Origin of the sequence: Methylohalomonas lacus (assembly GCF_024808875.1) — a bacterium.
Taxonomy (GTDB): domain Bacteria; phylum Pseudomonadota; class Gammaproteobacteria; order Methylohalomonadales; family Methylohalomonadaceae; genus Methylohalomonas; species Methylohalomonas lacus.
The window spans coordinates 1-18,680 of record NZ_JANUCT010000020.1 but is presented as its reverse complement, the minus strand read 5'-3'; the positions used below and the strand labels follow the sequence as shown (position 1 = coordinate 18,680).

At 42.7% G+C, this 18,680-nt stretch carries 14 protein-coding genes; 5 read left to right on the top strand and 9 right to left on the bottom strand.

Features of this window, described 5'->3' with window-relative positions; translation table 11 throughout:
* Positions 1 to 115 precede the first annotated feature (115 nt).
* From J2T55_RS11685 to J2T55_RS11675, 3 genes are all read left to right on the top strand, one after another.
* Entirely contained in the window at positions 116 to 2,533 is a 2,418-nt protein-coding gene (locus tag J2T55_RS11685) for a GNAT family N-acetyltransferase (RefSeq protein WP_259057093.1), read from the top strand.
* A gap of 169 nt (positions 2,534 to 2,702) precedes the next feature.
* Entirely contained in the window at positions 2,703 to 4,217 is a 1,515-nt protein-coding gene (locus J2T55_RS11680) for an oligosaccharide flippase family protein (RefSeq protein ID WP_259057073.1), read from the top strand.
* A gap of 291 nt (positions 4,218 to 4,508) precedes the next feature.
* Positions 4,509 to 6,161, top strand: a complete 1,653-nt coding sequence (locus J2T55_RS11675) for a hypothetical protein (RefSeq protein ID WP_259057062.1) — start codon at positions 4,509 to 4,511, stop codon at positions 6,159 to 6,161.
* 145 nt (positions 6,162 to 6,306) lie between these two features.
* Here the strand turns inward: J2T55_RS11675 and J2T55_RS11670 are convergent, their stop codons facing one another.
* From J2T55_RS11670 to J2T55_RS11630, 9 genes are all read right to left on the bottom strand, one after another.
* A complete protein-coding gene (locus J2T55_RS11670; protein ID WP_259057059.1) occupies positions 6,307 to 7,278 on the bottom strand; it encodes a glycosyltransferase in 972 nt (323 codons plus the stop codon).
* 246 nt (positions 7,279 to 7,524) lie between these two features.
* Positions 7,525 to 8,871, bottom strand: coding sequence for a phenylacetate--CoA ligase family protein (locus J2T55_RS11665; RefSeq protein ID WP_259057050.1), 1,347 nt, complete (start codon positions 8,869 to 8,871; stop codon positions 7,525 to 7,527).
* 137 nt (positions 8,872 to 9,008) lie between these two features.
* Positions 9,009 to 10,160 carry a glycosyltransferase family 4 protein gene (locus J2T55_RS11660; protein ID WP_259057048.1) on the bottom strand — a complete coding sequence of 384 codons (1,152 nt, stop codon included), beginning with the start codon at positions 10,158 to 10,160 and terminating at the stop codon, positions 9,009 to 9,011.
* Positions 10,157 to 11,320, bottom strand: coding sequence for an O-antigen ligase family protein (locus J2T55_RS11655; protein ID WP_259057046.1), 1,164 nt, complete (start codon positions 11,318 to 11,320; stop codon positions 10,157 to 10,159). Before J2T55_RS11655 ends, J2T55_RS11660 begins: the two co-directional genes overlap by 4 nt.
* 621 nt (positions 11,321 to 11,941) lie before the next feature.
* A complete protein-coding gene (locus tag J2T55_RS11650; RefSeq protein WP_259057043.1) occupies positions 11,942 to 13,066 on the bottom strand; it encodes a glycosyltransferase in 1,125 nt (374 codons plus the stop codon).
* A gap of 53 nt (positions 13,067 to 13,119) precedes the next feature.
* Positions 13,120 to 14,121, bottom strand: a complete 1,002-nt coding sequence (locus tag J2T55_RS11645; protein ID WP_259057033.1) for a polysaccharide deacetylase family protein — start codon at positions 14,119 to 14,121, stop codon at positions 13,120 to 13,122.
* Entirely contained in the window at positions 14,106 to 15,248 is a 1,143-nt protein-coding gene (locus J2T55_RS11640) for a glycosyltransferase (RefSeq protein WP_259057031.1), read from the bottom strand. Before J2T55_RS11640 ends, J2T55_RS11645 begins: the two co-directional genes overlap by 16 nt.
* 19 nt (positions 15,249 to 15,267) lie before the next feature.
* Positions 15,268 to 16,419, bottom strand: coding sequence for a glycosyltransferase family 2 protein (locus J2T55_RS11635; RefSeq protein ID WP_259057029.1), 1,152 nt, complete (start codon positions 16,417 to 16,419; stop codon positions 15,268 to 15,270).
* A gap of 12 nt (positions 16,420 to 16,431) precedes the next feature.
* Positions 16,432 to 17,325 (bottom strand): glycosyltransferase, encoded by an 894-nt coding sequence (locus tag J2T55_RS11630; RefSeq protein WP_259057028.1) that lies wholly within the window; start codon positions 17,323 to 17,325, stop codon positions 16,432 to 16,434.
* 425 nt (positions 17,326 to 17,750) lie between these two features.
* On the opposite strand from J2T55_RS11630, the gene J2T55_RS11625 reads away from it, so the two are divergent.
* Together J2T55_RS11625 and J2T55_RS11620 are read left to right on the top strand one after the other, a co-directional pair.
* Positions 17,751 to 18,350 carry a PEP-CTERM sorting domain-containing protein gene (locus tag J2T55_RS11625; protein WP_259057026.1) on the top strand — a complete coding sequence of 200 codons (600 nt, stop codon included), beginning with the start codon at positions 17,751 to 17,753 and terminating at the stop codon, positions 18,348 to 18,350.
* Between the two features lie 100 nt (positions 18,351 to 18,450).
* On the top strand, positions 18,451 to 18,680 hold a 230-nt coding region (locus tag J2T55_RS11620), incomplete at its 3' end, for a transposase (protein WP_259057024.1).

Here is an 18,680-nt window from a genome sequence, read left to right as displayed (position 1 = left end):
GAAAGAAATAAAATTAGAATGTATATAAAAAGCTGGACAGCTCTTGAGTCAAGACTACCGGGTTACGTAATAAACAACGTTTGGTACGTGTTTAAAATCATTAAGATTACAATATATGAAAAATGATATTATTTCTAATTTACGGTCACAACTTGAAAAACATTGTGATTCGAAGTCACCAGTTATCTGGGTGCTAGGAAGCTCTATTAATGCACTTAGCTTTGTGCGTAGTCTTGGCCGAAAAAACCTGTTTTGCATTGTAATTGATGACGTTGCGATGATAGGAGCTTCCTCAAAATACGCATCCTTTGCCAAGGCAGCTATTACCGATCTTTCATCAGAAACAGGTCTTGCAGTTCTTGATAATGCAGCTAAGAAAAGCAGGTGCAAGCCTGTTATATTTGCAACCTCCGATAGCCATAATGAATTTTTAGCTAACTATGGTTATCGTCTTAAGTATTCGTGTCGGTTTTGCATACCTGATCCAGATACCATTCATGCATTGATCGATAAAAAGGAGCAGTACACTAGAGCACAAAAAATTGGCATCTCTGTGCCTTACTGCATTTATCCATCTAATATTGAATATATAAAAAATAATGTGGGACTATTTACCTTCCCCTGCATTATAAAGCCCTGCAAAGCTCATCTGGGTAGAAAATTTCTTAATGGAAAAAAAGTCAAGGTGGTGGACACTATTGAGGAACTCATAGAGTCATGGTTCTCTTTGGGAGATGCAGCTAAAGAGTTTATGGTTCAGGAAATAATTCCCGGTGGTGATACAGGTTTATACGGCTACCTTGCTTTCTGGTCCAGTGATAGTGAAGAAATTGCCTGGATTACAAAACAAAAACTTCGTCAGAACCCACCTTTATATGGTGATGGTGCGTTACAAATCACTATTGACTGCCCGGAAATACGGGAATTAAGCATACGCTTGTTAAGAGAATTTAATTACAAAGGATTTGTTGGAGTTGAATTCAAACTGGATCCTAGAGACAGGGAATTTAAACTCATGGAAGTAAACCCACGCACTGTTTCTGGAAACCAGTTGGCTATATCAGCTGGGGTTGATTTTCCATATATCGGATATAAATATCTAACAGATAAACAATATAGTTACCAAGGCACTTTTGAAAATGGCATAAAGTTTATAAACGAAGACTGGGATTTGCGAAGTTGTTTGATGCTGAGAAAAACCAACGAAGCTGATCTTATTGATTATATTAAGGATTTATATTTTTCCAAGTCGAAGGCTATTTGGGCTTCTGATGATGTTTCTCCCTCATGGTTAACTTTTAAGGATGCATTAAAAGCTTTAAGCGGAAAAATGGCAAGGAAGTTTAAGCCAAATCATATATCCGGCATGACGGAGCCAGTGGCACTGGATGCTAGCGCCGATTTGTTTATACAGAGATTGAGTGAAAATGATTTTGCTAATATGGAAACTGAGTGGTCAGCACTATTAACTTCGTCTGATTCAGATTGTTTATTTATGAGTTGGGCATGGCAATATAGTTGGTGGCAAGTATGGGGGCATCGGCTTGGACTAGAGCTTATGCTTATAGCTGCGTATGATAAAAATAATAACCTTGTTGGTTTGGCACCACTATATCGGCATATAATAGACAGCCAACTTGGTCTGTCACTAACCAGATTGCAATTTATAGGCAATGCTCGGCAGCTTAGCCCTTCTATTCGTACAGAATACATTGGCATGATTTCTATAGTTGATAGAGAACATTCTGTAACTACTGCAATTATAGAATATATTAAGGATCTAAATTGGGATGCTTTGACAATCTCGGATTGCTGTGCATCAACTCTTAAGAAATTTGATCAGGTGATTCCAGTTTGTACTAAAGCTAGTCAGATTGTGCGTAGCGATGACCTAGGCGTGATCATAAATACTGCCTATACCTTCCAAACCTGGCTTAATGGACTGGGTAGAAATACAAGGCTGAAAGCATTTAATCGACGGAATATTTTCTGCGATGAGTTGGGTGGTGAATTTCGTTTTATTGAAAATGCTTCTGAAGATGACTGTCTAAAATTTATTGAGCGTTTGAACAAATTTCATTTGATTCGTTGGGGAAGCGTATGTTTTGACGATTTAGCGATAGAATTTCACCGCAAACTGTTAAGTCGACTCTCGTCTGATAAAGTCGCCAAACTTTCTGAATTGGTAGTTAATGGTGAAACTGTTTCGGTATTATACGATATCCAATGTGGATCACGAATTTATAATTTGCAGTCTGGATATTATGAATCTTTTCATTCAAAAATTTCATTGGGCACATTACATTTCGGATTTGCAATTGAGAACGGATTCCAATCAAGCCTCATCCATTCCTATGATCTTCTTGCGGGCGCCGGAAAAAATAGTTTCTATAAATCACGCTTTAATGGTGAAAAAGTAATATTTAATACAGTTGATTTTGTGAGATCGCCGTTACTAAAAACGGCTTTCATGTTTCGGCCATGGTTACCAAAAAAAATCACATCACAAATAAATAGACTTTTTCGCTTTTAATAATTTCAGGAAAATTTGTCATTTATCATTATTTAGTGACATAAAAATTATAGAATTAAAGCAGATATTTTAATTAAGTTTCTGCGCTATAAGTATTGATTACAGCGTAGAGCAACTGGCAACGAGCTAAACTACGCATTGTTGCATAAATTTAGTATATGGGTCTTTAATGTTTAAAAGATTAGCAATTAATACTGGCTCGAATGTTGTAATGACAGTTAACCGTGTGATTGTAATATTTATTATGGCGCCAATTTACGTTTCTAACCTTGGTCATTATGATTATGGTCTCAGGGAAATGTTGCTTGCCATAACTGGATATATGGGGATGCTGGATCTGGGTATGCGTACAGCAATAGGGCGATTTGCATCTATGTATAATGCCAAAAATGACAATGAGTCTCTTCTCGTCACCTATACAACTAGCTTGACATTTATGATCATGGTTGGATGTTTTCTAGCAATTTTGTTGTGGTTATGTGCTGCGTTTTGGTCGGGTTTGATAACGCCTGATGAAGGAGACAAGGTTAAATATATTTTATTCTTGGTGTTAGTTGGTGCGCACATACTTTTTTTATTTCCACTTTTTGTTACTGAAAGTTACTTGGAAGGTCTTCAGGCTTATTATTTAAAAAATACCATTAATATCATAACATCCATTACAATAGCGATAATAAGTTATATTTATATAACGCCGGCTAACGGTTTGATCCTTTTAACTGCATTGGCAGCAGTTATGACATTGTTGAAATTTTTCATCTTTGTCGTAATTCTGTTAAGGCCGACTTTAGGTCGAATTGCGCCAAGTTTTAAAAAATTCTCGCTATCTAGGTTGAAGGAGATGCTATCGTTTAGCATAAAATCCTTTGTCCAGGGAGCTTCTTTCCAGATTGAAACATCATCAGATCGACTTGTTATAGGTTCTATATTAGGTCCTTCAGTAGTTCCTGTTTATAGCGTTCCTGCCAGCCTTATAAATATGATCTATGATTTTACCCAGACTCTGACTCATGCGTTTATGCCATTATTTAGTGACTTAAATGCCAAACAAGAGCAGGAAAAAATAAAGCAGATATACCTTATTTCAAGCAAACTATTTGTTGGTTTTTTTATACCGGCATCTATAGCTATAATAGTGGTTGGCGGTCCTTTCATTGAAACCTGGATGCGGGGCGAATTTAGTCGGGAATCTATGGATGGAATAATATTGTTATTAATGCTTTATGTTCTTATACCGAAACTAAATCCATTTGTTAGCCGTTATCTTACGGCTATCGGATGGCACGGTATATTTGCAAAAGTAGCACCAGTCGCGGCAATTATAAACTTAGGCCTTAGTGTTTGGCTGGTTTTTGAAATTGGTGTGATTGGTGCCGCATTTGGTTCTGTTATACCTGTATTCTTCGTTATGCCTATATATCTTATCTATTCTTGCCGGCATCTACATGTTTCTATAATGACCTACATAAAAAAGGTTGTTTTGCCGGTAATGTTACCTAGCGTACTTATGTTGAGTTGTTCTCTCTGGTTAAGGATGACATGGGGTCTTAATAACTATTCCGAAATACTGGTGTGTGCATCAATCGGAGCGGGAGTTTACTTTGTCTGCTACTGGTATCTGTCAATGGGGCCTAATGAAAGATATATTGTATTGAAATGGTTAAGAAAATATCTGTCGTGGTAGGTTTGTCAACTTCAATTTTCCTATCTTTCTAGCTCATGAGCTCCACTTCTGGTTGAATTTTATTTTCTATATAGTGTGATATAAGTCAAATAACCTATTTAAATATTAGACAATCTATAATAGTACGCTCAATATATGTATCTATCATAAAATAAGGTTCTATTGTGTCGTGAACATAAAATATATTCAGTTTTATGAGCATGGTATAAGCAGGTATAAATTATGAAATATCTAATTTACTTTTTTTTACTAATCTGCTTGATTAATCTAAGTCATGCTGAGAGCCCAGTTATGAAATGTATCGATGCGGACGGATATGTGACTTATACCCGTATCTGTTCTCAGAATAATACTGTCAGCGAGATACAGATGGATGTGACAGGAAATGTCATACAGTCAACTGATGATGACAATAGAATAACTACGTATAATGCCGGCACGGTTGATGTCGAAGCTACCCGAACTAAACCGACAGCTAATATGAGAAACGGAGGTGCCAAAATAACCAATAAAAATCATAGTAGCACTATAACTGCTAAGGCTAGTAATGGAGATAACAACACTATAAGTATCAATACAACAGCAGATGCTCAGGATACAATATCTACAAATAATACTGATTCTGTTAGTGATCATACTAACAATAATGACAGCATTATAGAAAATGCCAAACAAGAGAAAAATCCTGATTCTAATTCTCTTGATAATAACACCGCTACCAGGATAACGGATAGCGATGGACCTGTTATTACAAATGCTAAAATTGAATTAGAAAAACAAGATGCGAGAGTTGTGATAACAGGAAGTCAGTTCGGGTCAAGAGAAGGGCAGGCAGCACCAATACTTTTTGATTTTACTGAAGTGGCTTATGAAAACGGGGTTGAGAATGCGCATCATAAATCCTTCGAAGATGGCCAGGCTATATTACGTATAGACGAGGATCCGAAAGCATTATGGTACAAATCGTCTAATCATCCACCTCCTTTATTTACTTTATCCCGTCCACAAAGGCATGAAAACAGTAAAGCACATTATTATTTAGAAGGAGAAAATTCGTTTCTAGGTTGGCCTAGTGCTTATGGCGGCTTAGATCCGCCCGTAAATAATAAAAAGTTATATATAGCTTGGTGGCTAAAGATTAAATATGATCCTCGCTACTATTGGTCGGTTTCTAGGGAGGACTCTAGCGGTACTTTTAAGACTCATGAACTAGTCGAGATTAACGGCATACGTGGAATATATATTGGACAAAGTAATAAAGGGATTAGTAAGAATATGGAACAATTTATATTTAGCGGACAAATTAATGCTAACAAAATGAAAGGCCACATAATATCAGGACTAAAGTCAGGGGCAACAACAAGGTTTCCCACTACTTTTGCCGGTGCAACAGGTGCTGGATATTTATCCCCGGGAGCAAACAAATATATTAGGGTGTGGAATAAATCGGATGGTCATGATCTACGACTATCATGGACACAAAGACAAGTTTGGCAAAAAAGCATAAGTGACTCAAGTTATCATGCAGATATAAATGTTGGCGGATGGTCTCTAATGCAGCTTTGGCTTGATTTTGATAAAGGTAATGTTACTGCAAGGGTTAATGTGAATGGTGCTGAATTCACAAGCGATATTAATATTGATACAGTTAATAGTATTTTAAGTCCAACAATAGCACTTCTCGGATTTAATGGAAAAATACAAGTATTTCAGATAACCGAAGTAGACGATATATATTTTGACAATCGTTTTAGTCATATAGCAATTAGTGAAAAACCAGAATATTCATCACTAAACTCATATGAACACCAGCTTATAACATCTTGGAAAAATAATCAGATTGAATTTAAACTCAATCTTGGTTCAATTAATCCTGACCAGGAATATTATCTATATGTAATAACTGAAGAGGGTAAGGTAAACAAAAATGGATTCAAATTGTGAGATTCATAATAATATTTTTATAGAGTTTATAAATCGTAAATAATCTTCAAATATATGTGTCTACTCTTAATAAGATTTTTTTTGAATAAATAGATCAAAGTTACTAACTCTCATTCTTATATAAAACATCAGTAAGTGTATAATTCTAGGCTTTTGAAATCTTCTTATTAGATTTAGGTAAGAAAAAAGCCTTCATGCCATTTACTATTCCAATCGCCCTTCCCGTTAAGTACAATATATCTATAAAATAGATGTAAAAAAATTCATAAAACCTGATTTCTGCTTTACTTCTATATATACGTTTTATACTAATAATAGCAGGCGGTAATAATACAAAGCCTAAGAATAGAGCCAGAAATTTGACTCCAAAAAAAGGCCAAAGAAATAGTCCAAATATGCCTAATGTATAAGCAATACTTAATAAAAATATCTTATCCCTAAAAGAATGTGGTAATTGAGCTACACAGTCAACAGAATGCCATGCTTGTCTCCTGATAAATCCTTTTATTGTTGTTGGATACCCCAAGTGTACTACACTCAAACTAGGATCAATTTCAACAGAATAGCCTTCTTTCCTCAGTCTTTCAGAAAGTTCATTATCCTCTCCAGAATTCAGGGATTCATCAAATTGACCTATATTGTTTAACACTTCACGCCTGATGAATATACAGCTTCCAAGAAGGTTTTTTTCATGGATTATTTCTCTTGAACTATTTAATACCCAATACTTTTCGATCCATGATGGATTCTCTCTTATCAAACACTGCCCCCCTATTGTTGCTTTCTGCTTTAACTCCATTTTATTTATTCCTTCTGACAACCAATGTGGTTCTACCACACAATCAGAATCAAGAAAAACAATTATTACTCCCTTTGCCTTAGAAGCACCATAGTTTCTCACTGCACCGACTTTTACTCCAGGCTTTTCAAATATTTTTACAGGATATTCCTTAGCAATATTCATGGAGTTATCACATGATCCATTATCCACAACTATGATTTCAAGGGATTGACTTGGGTAATCCAGGTTATAAAGAGATTGTAAGCAGTTTCTTAGATATCGCTCCTCATTTAATACGGGAACAACTATTGAAACCAGAGGGTTCTTAATGCTCATATATATAGATCAATAAAATATTTTATAAAAATAATAAAGTTTTCTAATTTAATGACAACGTCTTAAGGCAAATCACTGCCTTAAATAAACTGACTACAGATATCTAAGAAACAATCATCGTGCTGATTGTTTAACATTACGGTATCAATAAACACATTGTCAGCTCACCACCATCAGTTTAATCTTGGTTCTATTAAATTCACTCATAATATTTAAATAGTAATTAATTTTAATTAAAAAAATCTGCTAAAAATCTTTTTTGATAAGTCTTATCTTTCCCGATTTTTCAAGGATAAGCTCATCTACCATGTGGTAATTAATTTTTATGTCATAACCAAAATCTTTTTGTAAGTGTTTTGTGATATATTTTTTTATTTTATCTAAGCTAGTAGAAATATTCAGATAAATATCGATATTATCTGGAGACGTTTGTATAACTTGATAACTATTAATTACTATGCCTTTCCTTTTAAGTTCCTCGAATAAATATAAAAAATATTCGCCATGAAAATATTCACCCGATTTATTCACCAAAAAGTCATATTCGCGTCCAACTATCTTTTTTAAAACTGGAAGTGTTCGTCCGCAATCGCACTTATCACTTGACAGTATGCATTTATCACCAAGCCTGTAACGAATCAGTGGCATTGCAAGATTATTCAGATCAGTAACTAAGAGATTCCCTATCTCTCCATTATCTACTCGATCGCCGTTGTCATCTACTGTCTCAAGTATCAAGTTTTCAGAGTTAATATGCAGACTTCCGTTTTCACACTCATGAGCGATAGTTCCAACTTCACCGCATCCATATTCATTAAAAATATTGCTTTTAAAATATTTCTTAAATAAAGCACGGTCTTCTTCAGAAAGCAATTCGGCCGTAGATATGACTGATACTGGTTTAAATTTTAATAGTATATTTTCACGTTGCAAAAATAAAGCTAATTGCTTTAACATCGATGTGTAACCGTAGAAATATAGCGGCTTGAATCTATCTAATACTTTAATGTAGTCCCTGAGATTGACGTCGCTGAATTTAAAGGCAGAGAATCTCTTTCTATTTGTAATTAAATCGATTAGTCGCGCTTTCCATAGTTCATATTTAGTTATAGGCACGCCCCAGAATCTTGCTTGTTTGCTACCTATCCCGACGCCGGCCCATTCATAACCCCGCCATGCTGCCGCTAATTCCTGAGCCATTGCCTTATTATTCTTTAATATAGATACAGGAGTACCAGTAGAGCCTCCAGAAATTTTTCTAGTAGTAGATTTATTAAATTTTTTATTTATTAATTGATCAGGATTAATTTTTAACGTTTCTTTATTTAGTATTGGAATGGAATTTAATATATCGTTAATTGGAAGCTCTGGATCGTAGTTTATTTCTTTATAATAAAGTGTGTTTGACTTTGCTATATTCAATAACTTCTTTAATTTTCTAGATTGTAATTCCTCTATAACTTCGCTTGTAGTATATTGTGTCTTATTTAACTCAGAAAGATATGGGTAAAGCCATTGTCCTTTTACCAATAATACAGGGTTGTAAACAAGGTACTTATATATAACTGTATTTATATTATATAAGTCAAACATCGGAATATTTTATCCTGCGCACGATAGCCTGATATTTTGCAAAGCAGACGACGTGCAAACTTTTGCGCTCTATTATGTTAGAATTCAATATATGTATATTACAGTTTTCAGATCTAGTAGCTATAAAATGCCCGTCTTTATACATTGGCTTCTATCGCTACTTCATTATAAAGCTGTCGTAATTGTTTGGATGTACTATCAGCATTAAATCTCTTTTTCGCTTCAGAAATGTATTCTTTAAATTCATAATTTCTATTATCGAAGATACAATCTCTGATAGCTTGTGCCAGTGATTGAGAATCTTTCGGTTCAACAACAAATGTCGGGGTTCCGGCCGTGACTTCGCGCAGACCTATGCAACTAGAGGCAATTAACGGCACACCGGATACTAGAGCCTCCATCGCCAATAGTCCGCAAGATTCCCATAGGGATGGCATTGCAACTACGTCCAAACCTCTTAATGTTGATGCCACATCATCAACGCCGGGCAGAAAAAGAAAACTGTTCTCCAGTCCTTTGGCAGCGATTATCTCACGATCCTCTCGGATAAAACCGCCATAACCAAAGGCGACAACTAACGGTTTCCGTGGTAGTTCGCTCTGTCTATTCAGAATATCGATAGCTTCGATCAGGTATTGGAAACCTTTTGGCGACATATACCGGCCAAGAAAGCCTATAAGTAATACGTTTTTCGATATTGCCATTTCAGAACGAATATTTCTTTCTTGTATATTCTCGTATTGAGAAATATCAATTCCGTTAGGTATTGTTAACAATTTCTTTCTATGCAAAGTGGGGAGCACATCAACTAAGTTTTTTTCAGCATCATGAGATACAGAATGAATCCTCTCAGCCCGATTTAAAAAAATAGGTAATAATATCTTTTTTAATTTTCCCTTAAACCCATAAAACTGTTTAGCCAGAAGCATGTCATGAGACGTCATGATATGAGGCACTGAATACAAAGAGGTGGCAATAGCAGTACAAATAGCTGAAGTAAAACCATGCGAATGAACTAAATCGTATCGATTTTTTCTTAGTGTTTTAAATATGGTTAACGTAATTGATCTGGTCGTATCTTTACACTGGATATACTCTACATCTATACTTTTATCAGTTGAAAATAAATTAGGCATTTGACCCCCCTTGGGAAGAATAACAGTGAAGCTATGGTTGTCGAACCAAGGGGATTTGTATACGTATTTTATATAGCTTTTAATGCCTCCGATTGGATGTCTTATGACCAACAATACTTGTCGTTTACTCTTTGTATGAAAATTATCATTCATGACAAAGTCTTGTTCGGCAATATGGTCTTTTCAGTTATTTGCCGGTGCAATACTACCGCTGCGCCGGCCAGAAAATACCAATGATATCGAGACAGACCATACTGGGCAAAGCTAAATATTATAAACATCCAGAAAACGGCGATTAAGGCCATAAGTAGGTTTCGCTCATAACGCAGAAAATCGCTATCTGAATACGGTTTTCCTTTTTTTCTCTTTTTGTCCTGGTTGTCTGCTTTGAATAACCGTCCGTTAGCTTGTTTTAAAGTGTCATGAACTGCTTTTAGGAAAAACAGATAAATAAGCAGACCGATGATCCCTGTCTCCATCAAAGTCTCGAGATACAGGTTGTGAGAGATTTGAGCCCCTCCGGCCACATTATACATTGCTTCTCTTGAGGTCCCCAGACCATGACCTACCACGGGCCTTTCCAATGCCACTCCCAATTCTGTCATCATGCCATCGGTACGCCCCCGAAAGGTACTCGCACCCTGTACTTCTTCAGCCCCGGTTATAGAGATGTATCGATCTTTTTGTATCTCTGTCATATTGGTCCAAGCCATTATGGAGATAATGCAACCAGCAATAATAAGAACCAGCTTGTATCTGGATTTTATGAATATATTCCAGGCAATGATCAGCATAGCTATAAAGCCGCTACGGGACATTGTTAGCACCAGGACATATAACAATGCTGGCACTAAGCTTAAATAACTAAATTTGGCTAGAAAACGGCCATTTCCCCACAAATAATGCAGGAAGGGGAACAACATTGCGATGAGGAAGGCCAGTTCGTTTGGATTGATGATGTCGGACGGAGCGCCGCCAAGTCGATCGGCAAATTCTCCATATCCCAAGTAGGTCTGGCTGCCCCAGTAACCATACAACTCGTGCAGATATAACGGTTCCAGTATTCTTACTATCTGGCATGCCATAAAAATAAATATGAAGTGTTTCAGACGCACATCCGTATCTACGATCAATATCGTGAAATAGAAAAATACGATGGCTTTGATAAAATCTACTAGGTTGCCACGCAGTACGCTACCTGGCCACTCAGTAAAGGGTGTAGATATCATTATGTAGGCGATGAAGAGCAACAAAATGCGACTGCATGAGCCAGAGAAACGGCCCGATAACTTGCCTTGTTCCAGGATCAGCATGAAAAAAATGCCACCGGCCAGCATTAGATCCGGACGCAAAACACTGATTCCGGGGATTCGTGCGGAGAGATGCAAGAAAAAACTGACTATAAATAGCAGATACAGACACCAAGTAAAACTTGTTACCGATAGTCTGGATTCCTTGCGGGAAAATAACTGATTATATGTTATTGCCATTTAGCAGAGGGCTGTTTCTGATTTCTGGCGAAATACGTACTTTATAATAATTCTATTATTAAGAGGGTGTATAGCGATCCAGAATCTTATTTGCGCATGGTTTTAGCTGGATCATACGAAGCCAGTATTCCTTTGTTCCGTCTATTTAGCCGTACTGATCACCGAACCAATCCGAAAGCATTGTTTCGACGGCATACAGATCAACTGATCTGCAGGTGAGCACATACACAGATTTCATACATTTAAATTAACTTTTGGACGTATCCTCGTCTGTGCGATAGCGTACATTTAGGTAGTCTGATGATCTGAAGTTTTTGTCTCTTTGGGGTAGGAGAATATCTGACAGGAGCTGTAACTAATGCCATTTCAGAGACTAGATCTAGACAACAAATGCCTATTTTCCTCTGCTAGATTTAACGAGACAAACAAATACATTGAACAACCCTACTGGTAGAGTTGTTTATAAATATTCAGATAATTCTGTGCCATTGTTTCACTGGAATAATGATCCTTAACCCTGTTTTCCGCTTCCTGGGCCAGTAGAGCGGCTTGTTTCGGATCCTGTTTTATTTGTGCTATCGCTTCGGCCAGCTTTTGGGCGTTACCGGGGAGAACCAGAATGCCTGATTTACCGTTCGCGAGTACCTCCGGAATGCCGCCTACCCGGGTTGCGACTACGGGGACGCTGGCCCGCATCGCCTCTAGCAAGGCTATCGGCAGGCCTTCGCTGAGCGAGCTGATCACGAACACATTGAAAAAGTGCAGACAGCGGCCAGCGTCCTTCAGATACCCCGCGAACAGGACGTTGTCCTCGATATTAAGCCGTGCCGCTTTTTCCTGTAACTCGGCCTTTAAGGGCCCGTCTCCGGCGAGCACCAGCCTGACCCTGTGCCCTCCCTGGTGCAGCCGTGCGATTGACTCCAGCAGGTATACGTAGCCCTTTTCCCTCGAAAGGCGGCCTACTGCACCGATGATGAAGCCTTCGCGACAGAACTCGCGGATTGTGTCTAGCACCCCTGAGGTATCCGTTGTTCCTGGCTCCAGTGTAATGCCGTTGTTCACCACGTGAAGCCGGTCCGTGGGTATATTCGCGGACATCAGCCTGGCGTCGCCCAGCATCAGTTGGTTCACGGCTACGACCGCATCCTTATAGCGCAGCAGGCGACGATCAAGCCATTCGTACAGCGCCATCTTCGATACGGCGCTGGTGCTGGTCCAGCCGTGCACGGTGCATAGCAGTGGCATTTTTCTGACGGCCCGGGGCACGCACCCCGCCAGTATATTCCCTTTGTAGCCATGGGAATGCAGGATATCCACCCGGTTGTACCGTGCGGTACGTAGAATCCGGTAAGCGCCATACAGGTTCAGGCCGGCACGCATTCTTAGTGAAATGACCTCTAGATTCTGCTGTGTCGCATGCCGTTCTATTTCCTTCTCTCCGCAGGCGTGGGAGCCGATACTGCAAAGCAGGGGCCGGAGTCCCTGTTTAACCTGTTCAGACATGAGGTCAAGCAGCATATTCTCGGCGCCGTATAACCCCCCGCTGTCGATGATGTGCAGTATTTTCATGTTTAGCGCTGAGTGGTATAAAACTGAGAGTGGCCGGAAGAGGACATAACTTATTATTGAAGCCGATCAGAAAGGTATTCGATGCCGTAGATCGCTTTGCGGAACTGCACAGGGTCGGCACCCACCCCGTAACGCCGGATCTCGAACGGGTCCTTCCAGACATGTTTGTCATGAAAGGCAACTGTGGCACTGGAATAGCCGCAGTCGATGACCATGCGTTTAACTTCATCGTTATAATCGGCTGGTTGGCCGTTGGGATAGCAAAAGTCAGTCACTGATTTGCCGATAATATCCTCGAGCTGTTTTTTGCTGCCGTGTATCTCCTCACGAAGCCGATCCCTGTTCAATCGGCTCAGAACGGGATGACTGCGGGTGTGTGCGCCGATCTCGATGCCGTTTTCTGAAATTTCTCTGACGGCCGTCCATGACATGGGGGCGTGGGTGGTAGGCGGTTTGGCGTCGACGTCAACTGCAAGATCACGGCCGAGATTTTCGATGAAACTCCACCGATCCTGCTCACCAAGGGTCAGGCAGTGATCGATTAATCGGGACCAGGTTCCGGACCGATCGGCGGCTGTCAGCAAAGACAGTACCATCTCGCTGCCATCTGCGAGCCTGAGCGTGGTTTTGTCTGAGCTCGTATTGTTCAGTATATAGGTGATTTTGTCCGGCCACAGCCACAGTTCACCGTCAATGAAATCGGTGGTGATATAAATGGTCGCCGGTAGTCCGTATCTTTTCAGGATCGGATAGGCAATGCGATAGAAGTCGTCATAACCATCATCGACGGTAATGGCAATTGTGTTGGGGGGGAGGGGGTTGCCCTCACGAACAAGCTTGAAGAGGTCGGAGAGGGAACGTACGTTGCAGTTTTTCTTAAGTTCGATGACCTGCCGCTCGAAGGTCGCTGCGGAGACTTTGCCGCTTTCTTCCAAAGCGCTGAAGCGATGATACATCAGAACCCGGGGGTGGTTCCTGGTCAATAACCGGGCTAGGCGGTAGCCCCCCATAGAGCAGGCAGCCCTGATGATCCGTCCCTTTATTCGCTCGGGCATGTTTTTTTGTCTCCGGCGTTTACCCTCGAGTCGGCTAAACCCGCATACAGCGCAGCATGTCGCGACAGCATGGATTGCATATTGCATAATTCGGCCACGCGAGCGGCGGCCCTGTGTGCCATGATGGCGGCGCGGTCGGGCTCCTCCAACAGCTGGCCGATCTTTCCAGCGAGCATATCGATGTCTCCCACCGGCACCCGATAGCCCGTTTCTCCATCCTGCACCAGTTCCCTGTTGCCGCCGGTGTCGGTACAGACGACGGGAACGCCACATTGCATGTATTCGATGATGGCGTTCGACAAGCCCTCGGACTCCGAGCACAACACGCCGACATCGAATTGCCTGATTATAGGCGGAATATCCGTTTTCGCCCCTGTAAAATGCACATGATCGGCCAGATCCAGTTCCCGGGCCAGTTCCTGCAACGGCCCCGTATCGCCGGATCCCACAATCACGAGCTTTACATCGGTGCGGTTCCGACGTAGCAGGCCAAAGGCGCGGATCAGATCATCGATTCTTTTTACCGGCCGGATATTCGCGACGATCCCGATAACCTTTTCCCCGTTCTTTAGGTAAGATGAATTTTCGAGTGCACTGTCATCAACCGGATTGGTGGCTGGCTGCGCATGGCCGTTATAGATCACCTGGATTTTCTCCAGGGGGACTCGTTCCTTGTCGTGCGTTACCCGTTTTACGGCCTCGCTGTTGGCAATGACCCTGTCGATAAAGAAGCGATTGCCTCTAAGAATCGCCAGCTTGCCCGGTGTATACCAGAATCCCATATCGCGTCTGGAAATGACGACCCGGATACCGAAGATCTTCAGAAACACCGGCGCAAGAATGGAGGCGTCATTGAAAAAGATGTGCACCAGCCGGTAATGCTCCCGTCTCAGGGCCAGGGCGAAACGGATCATTGTTATCAGAGTGCGCGGACTGAACATCCGGCGAATGTTCAATACTTCGACGGGGCAGGGGAAGCCGTATTGGTCGATATGGGCCGACGGACGGAACAAAGTCAAAGCTGGCGTGAACCGGGAACGATCCAAGCCATCGATTAGATTGTATAATTGCTGCTCGGTGCCGGCATAAGGGTCCCGGTAAGCGTCCATAAGGTACATGATCTTCATGGCGTGGCAATAAGGTGGATCAGCCCGTGCGGGGGATCCACAGAACCTGCTTGTGACCCTTCAGAAACTGAACGGCTGCGCGAGCGGCAGCCAGGTTAATGAGGATAAAATAATAGGGGGCAGAGAAGACGAATGGAGCCCGCCTTCCCTGACGCTGAAGCCGGTATCCCGTGTACGCGGATAGATAAAACAACACCTGCATGCACAGCAGGATGGTGTAAAACCAGCTGCCCCTGGCCAGCACCGGATTCAATATCAGCAACACGCTCAACGGTAACCAGGCACCGTAGCGCAACAGCTTGTGCGAGAGCAACTGCCAACTGAACAGCGGATAGGCGAGGGGGTTCAGCAAATGGCGCTTATCCAGTAGCGCCCACAGAGCCCGTAGCGACACCCGTACCCGCATCCGGTATTCGGAGGCCTGGTCCGCACACGCGGTTTCCTTCAGGACGGCACGCGGTTCGTAGATGACCCGAAAACCCTGTTCGACAACGGTCAACGGCTGCACGAAATCGGGCAGTTGATCCGGGTTCATCGGCCGATACAGGGATTTGCGCATTGCGTCGATGCCGCCGTCCACACCGACAATGGAACCGAAACTTGATTCCTGCCGGCGAACGGTATTTTCATAACGCATGTACGCGCTACAGCCGGTTCCAATCAGTGAGCCGTCCATGTGGACATACATCATTTTTCCCGTTACATATCCGACCCGTGGATCGGAAAAGTTCTGCAGCAACTGCCTGATGGCGTCTTGCTGGTAGATGGAATTGGCGTCGGAGAAAACGATAATCTCGCCCCGCGCCTGCTCCACGGCCCGGTTCACTGCAGCAGTTTTGCCCTGTCGCGGTTGCTGTAGGAGGAACCTGACACTGCCGCCGGCAAAACCCTGCACGATTTCGTCTGTTCTGTCCGTGGAGCCGTCCGAGATGACGATAAGCTCCAGTTTGTCGGCCGGGTAATCCTGCTGCAGTTTGTTCTCGATGGTCTCGGCTATATACGCTTCCTCGTTGAAAGCCGAAATAATGACCGTGACAAAGGGTTCGTATTCCGCCGTCCGTACGGGCCTCGGCGCCATGCGGGCAAGCAGCGCGGCACAGGCGGGATAGCCGGCATAGATATAAAGTACCAGGATCAGGCAAAACAGGAAAAGGTTTTCAATTATGAACATGTCGCCCACCGGTCAGTGCGGACTGCCGATTTTTTCCCTGCGCAGTAGCACACCCAGGGCCCGTGCAGGGTCGTTCAGGCCTGCAAGCAACAGATTCCGGAGTGCCCTGAGGCCGGGTTGATTCTCGCACGCGCACTGAAACAGTCGGAAATACAGAACCGCCTTTCGCTTGCGTATCACTGCTGGCGGATAGGGATAGCGTTTTCTGGCCTTTTCAAGGATGACAAAGCCGTTGTTCCAGCGGCTAACGGCACCTTTATTACTTTTGCTGATGGATTCACCGTGGCGTCGGTAGTGAAACAGGTGCTCGTCGATATAGGCAAGTCGCGCGACCTCGGCAATTCTGACGGCCATATCATGGTCCTGTCCGGCCCGCAGGGTTTCATCGAAATAGCCCGCCTTTCTCAAAAGACCCATACGCATCAATGCATTACTAGGCAACGAGAAATAACAGTTGAGGAGGACCTTCTCAGGCTTGTTTTCTTCCAGGTGCGTGGGTGGATAAATGTTGTACAGGAACTCGCCGTTGCCGGAAACAGCGGTGCCGTTACCGTAGACCAGGCCGATCTCCGGATGCTGTTCGAGATATTCGACCTGGCTTTCGATCTTGTTGGGCTCCCAGTAATCGTCGCTATCGAGTATAGCGAGGTATTCGCCACTGGCACGATCCAGTCCGAGGTTGATCGAGGCCGACTGTCCACGGTTCTGGCGACCATCGTGTTCCAGTAGGGTAATCCGGTCACCGTAACCCTCCAGGATATCCCGGCTGTCGTCAGTGGAGCCATCGTCGATCACGATCAGCTCCATATTGGTATAAGTCTGATTCAATACAGATTCTACTGTCTGGCGGATATAACGGCCGCGGTTGTAGGCGGGGATAATGACGGAAATTTTTTCCTGGAACATGGTGGCAGAATTAGTAAAACCGGTTGGTGTTTGTTTTATTTATCATGCCACAAGCGGACACAACGGTATGTTTGATACCGCTCATGCGGGACATAGGACACAGACAGTAATGCATAGGAATTTCAAGGACCTGGGAGCGATGGCTAAACCTTACATGCCCCGGAACGGACGGCGGCCGGCTGGTAGGTGATATAACTAACTGAATATATTATATATTTCTCTTAACGCTAGATTGATAAAGAGGTCATGGCCCTATTTCAGCGTCGGAATTGTTTACACAATCTCGTATTTGGCAGGCGTACGGATTTATCTAACTCATTGATTATGTGACGAATAACAAAGTTGGCGCATGCATTGCATATGTGAGTATTACCGAATCAGAATGGTTCGTTAACACCCGAGAAATTGGGTTTAAGGAGTAAAAAATGAAAACTTTACTGAATGGAATCTTGGTAGCAGCGCTTGCAGCGATCAGTATGACCGCACAAGCAAACCTTATTACTATAACGGGTACTACGGCAACAGTTGATTGTACCGCTGGAGCCACAAGTCCTGCATGTCAAGGATACACTGGCGGGGATCCTAGTTCCGACACCACCGGCCCCAACGCTGGTCAACCGACGACTCTGGGTTCGCTCTCCGCTACCATGGCCGATATTTACGGCATAATTGGTAGTGAGCAAGCCGAGACAAATGCGTTGAATACGCTCGCTGGAACCAGTTTCCTGTCAACGGATGCAGTACAGACAGATACTGGCGGCGTGGATAGTTTCTCGTTCTCTACCGACGCCCTTTATTTCTCCATCAAGACCGGTCTAGGTACCTCCTTCTTCAGGAACGAAGCAGGGTTAACCGCTTTAGATGTTCTATATGATAAAAATAACACGCAAGGCGGCGGCATTAGTCATTACACCCTTTATGGTGGAAGTTCGACTAACGTCCCTGAGCCCGCGCCTCTCGTGCTGCTCGGACTGGCCATGCTAGGCCTGGCGTTTTTCTCGAACCGTCGTGGACAGGCGAGTTAACCAATAAGACTAGGGCCTGTTGATCTTTGCGGTTTAATTAAGGATGGGCATGGTGCCTGTTATCATTGTTTTTCCGACAAAACAGTGAGTTGAGGCGACCATGCCCAGAATGATGTTAACAGATGCCGACTGGTCACGGCTATCGAGCCTGCTGCAGCTCAGCGGGCGGGTGTACAACAAGGCGGAACACCGGCTGACGCTGGAAGGGATCCTGTATCGGCTGCGCACGGGTTGCCCGTGGCGCGACCTGCCGGCGGCGTTCGGCCACTGGAACACGGTGTTCCGGCGTTTCAATCTGTGGTCGAAGAAAGGCGTATTGTCGCAGCTGTT